Raw genomic sequence first — 3,352 nt, 5'->3', positions numbered from 1 at the left:
ACCGCGCGGTCGAGGGAGAGCAGAGGTGGCCACTCGCCGGCCACCAGCAGCAGGCACAGCCCGGCCAGGACCCCGGAGACCACGGCGGAGGAACGCATGCCCTGATCCTGCCCGACGATCGCCCCCGGATGTTCCTCCGGAGTGATCTCCGCGCGCCGGGAGGCCGGAACGCGCCGGTTCCGCCGCGGGCTATCCGAGCGCGGCGAGACCGGGAACGAAGGCCACCAGGACCGGGAAGACGGGGACGAGCGCGGCGGTGGCCGTGAGGCGCAGTCGCCGGCCCGCCGTCAGGCGGGGGGCCGCCGTGAGCAGCCGGTTCACACGCTGCGGAAGGTGGGCGTCGGGGGCCGGTCCCGGCCCGAACACCCCGCGGTCCTCGTTGAGTCCGACCAGGGCCAGCGCGATCGTCAGCCGCCCGAACCGGCGCGAGGCCACGTCGTCGGCGGCCAGCTCCACCAGCCGGTGCATCTCGGCGCGGAAGGCCGCGAAGACCGGGATGCCGGGGAAGCCGCCCGCGAGAGCGCCCGAGCAGTGCAGCAGCCAGTCGTGCCGGGCGCGCGCGTGCCCCTGCTCGTGGGCCAGGACGGCGTCCAGCTGACGGCCCTTGAGGCGCTGGAGCGCCGCGGTGGTGATGACGAGGCGGGGCGTCGCGCCGGGCAGCCACCAGGCGTGCGCCCGCTCGCCCTCGAGTACGACCAGCCGCTCTCCACCGGGCTCCTCACCCGGCAACAGCGGGGCGCGCTCCAGGAGTTCGCAGCGGCGCTGCCGCCGGCGGGCGCGGGTCGTGCCGATCTCCCGGCCCAGCATCGCCCCGGTCCACAGGCCGCCCGCGGCGAGCACGACCGCGAGCACCGCCGACCACGGCCCGTGCGTGGAGAGCGCGTAGGCCTCGACCACCGCGAGCGGGGCTCCCGCGAAGACCTGGCCCCGCACCGCCTGCCAGGCCGCGGCCGCGCTGAAGGTCATGGACAGGGCGAAGCTCACCAGGACCGCCGCCACCACGCACTGCCAGACCCACAGGGCCACCACGGGTTCTCGCTCGACCCAGTCGGCCCGCGCGAGCAGCCGCGGGGCGACGAGGGCGGTCACAAGGCCGAGCAGGAGCAACGCGAGGGAGACCCACATGGCGCCAGCCTATGAGTGGGGTACTACTCGGGGGTATGGACTCGCTCCGCAAGTGACGCACACCACGTTTGGGCGGCGCGCGGCCGTCTCCCGTCGCGGGCCACGGTGTCCGAAGGCCCGCTCGTCACAGCGTGACGAGCATGGCGAACATGGCCAGGCCCATGGCGAGCCGGCACACGAGGGTGAGCTCCGGCCGCAGCGTCCAGGCGGCCACCGCGTCCCCGCCGGCACCCGCGCCCGCGGGTACGAGCCGCCGGCCCGCCAGGAGGACGTACACCGCGTAATAGAGGAGCAGCGCCCCCGTCAGGAGGGGGACACCCCCCGCGGCCGCGTGGCCCGTGTGTCCTCCGTGCGCACCCGGAGCCGCCATCGCCACCGCCATGTACACCATGGCGAGCGAGCCGATCACATGGTGCAGGTGGTGACCGCCCCGCCGGACGCCCGCGAGACCGCGCAGCGTCGCGGCACCGAACACCGCCGCGTACACCGCCCAGCTCCACGACGGCGGGGTGAGGACCGCGGCCGGCACGGCCATCGCCGCCATTCCGAACCCCATCACCGCCTCGCCGCCCGCGGCCCGCCGCTCCTCCCCGGCGCAGGCGCGGATCCGCAGCAGGCAGTACGCCCCGCTCAGCGCGCACAGTGCCACCAGCAACCACCCCGACAGGGCAGGTCCGTGCACGGCTCATCTCCCCTTCGACGCCGTCCTCGCCCCCGGGTCCTCCCCTGGGCGCGCCCCGGTCTTCCCCGGCGCAGGCTTCCCCTCCCCGGCCTCGCACACGCGGGCGCACGGGTGCGTACAGACGTACGAGGGGCGCGCGGAGGGGGCGCGTTAGGCTCGGGACGATCGCGGACGCCGATCGTCAGAGCCCGAGGGGAGCCCGTACTGATGGACACCGCCACGTCCCACGAGACCGGCAGGATCGACTACCGCGACGCGGTGCCTCAGGACGTGCCCGTGCTCGTCCCGCTCGTCGAGTCGGCCTACCGGGGCGACGCCAGCCGGGTGGGCTGGACCACGGAGGCGGACATCCTCCAGGGGCAGCGCACCGACGCCGAGGGTGTCGCCGCCGTCATCGCCGACCCGCGCAGCCGGCTCATGGTGGTCGAGCGGGACGGCGAGGTCGTCGCCTGCTGCCAGCTGGAGCACCGGGGCGAGGCCGCCTACTTCGGCATGTTCGCCGTCCGCCCCGAGCTCCAGGGCGCCGGCCTCGGCAAGCGGATCATCACGGAGGCGGAGCGCCGGGTGCGCGAGCTGTGGGGCGTGCGCGAGATGCACATGACGGTGATCTCGGTCCGTGAGGAGCTCATCGCCTGGTACGAGCGGCGCGGCTACCGCCGTACCGGGCGGACGACCCCCTTCCCGTACGGTGACGAGCGGTTCGGCGTGCCCCAGCGGGACGACCTGGAGTTCGAGCTCCTGGTGAAGCCGCTGGTCTGATCCGCCGTGCACCCGGGCGGCCTGCCGTGAACGGCGGAAGAGTGGCCCTCCCCCTGGTCGACAGGAAAAACTTCGGTCGCCAGGGGGGTCGCACAGGATAATTTGTCTTGCCTGCTCTTGCGAGAGAGAGCCGTGCATGGATACGGTTCCTTGACGCAAGGTTCTCCTGTGGAGGAAGAGGCATGACGGAAATTCTTGTGCAGGACGTGACCGGTGGGGAGATAGCCACCGACGCCAAGGTGATCGACCACCCGGCCTGGCCCGAGCTCAAGAACGCGGTCGAGGAGATCCGCGTCTGGCAGCGCGCGGACGGTTCCATCGACTTCGAGGCCGAGGACGCCCCCTCGCGCTCCCTCGTCGAGCTGACCCTCGTCCGCGTCACCGCCGCCGTCGAGCAGCTCTCCCCGCTCGTGCCGCACGACGCCGCCTACCACCGCGCGCTCGTCGCGGACCTGCGCAAGTGGGCCGAGAGCGGCTTCGCCGTCCCGGACTTCCTGGACTCGCTGCTGGCCTTCCAGCCGGCCGCCGGCCGCGCCGACGGCCTCCAGCACCTCGTCCTCTTCCCCATGTACACGCAGAACGGCAACCCGGACCGCAACCTCGAGGCCGTCGTGCTCCGCATGGTCTGGCCGGAGTGGCTCGCGGAGCTGGAGCGCACTCGCTACGACAACCCGCTCTTCTGCGGCATCACCTTCGAGGACTTCACCAGCGGGTACGACACCCACTCGGCCGTCCTCTTCCCGGAGACCATCGCCGTCCGCGAGGCCCCCGAGCGCTTCACCTGGG

General features: G+C 73.3%; 4 protein-coding genes. 2 read left to right on the top strand and 2 right to left on the bottom strand.

The annotated features are described in order from the left end of the window. Positions 1-189: 189 nt before the first annotated feature. Positions 190-1,125, bottom strand: coding sequence for a M56 family metallopeptidase (locus RIF68_RS31810; RefSeq protein WP_309054734.1), 936 nt, complete (start codon positions 1,123-1,125; stop codon positions 190-192). A gap of 124 nt (positions 1,126-1,249) precedes the next feature. Then, the gene (locus RIF68_RS31805; protein ID WP_309054733.1) at positions 1,250-1,807 is read right to left on the bottom strand and encodes a DUF5134 domain-containing protein; all 558 of its coding nucleotides are present in this window, start codon (positions 1,805-1,807) and stop codon (positions 1,250-1,252) included. A 207-nt stretch (positions 1,808-2,014) separates the two neighbouring features. On the opposite strand from RIF68_RS31805, the gene RIF68_RS31800 reads away from it, so the two are divergent. Together RIF68_RS31800 and RIF68_RS31795 are read left to right on the top strand one after the other, a co-directional pair. Further along, positions 2,015-2,566: a GNAT family N-acetyltransferase gene (locus RIF68_RS31800; RefSeq protein WP_309054732.1), complete on the top strand. Its 552-nt coding sequence runs from the start codon at positions 2,015-2,017 to the stop codon at positions 2,564-2,566. A gap of 182 nt (positions 2,567-2,748) precedes the next feature. Continuing rightward, on the top strand, positions 2,749-3,352 hold a 604-nt coding region (locus RIF68_RS31795; RefSeq protein ID WP_309054731.1), incomplete at its 3' end, for a DUF6421 family protein.

The organism is Streptomyces sp. (genome assembly GCF_031178505.1).
GTDB lineage: Bacteria > Actinomycetota > Actinomycetes > Streptomycetales > Streptomycetaceae > Streptomyces > Streptomyces gulbargensis.
Note: the sequence above shows the minus strand (reverse complement) of the source record. Positions and strands in the feature narration are given on the sequence as shown.

Coding starts and splice junctions, on each gene's coding strand:
- RIF68_RS31810 (WP_309054734.1), bottom strand. CDS start 1,125: ATGTGGGTCTCCCTCGCGTTGCTCCTGCTCGGCCTTGTGACCGCCCTC.
- RIF68_RS31800 (WP_309054732.1), top strand. CDS start 2,015: ATGGACACCGCCACGTCCCACGAGACCGGCAGGATCGACTACCGCGAC.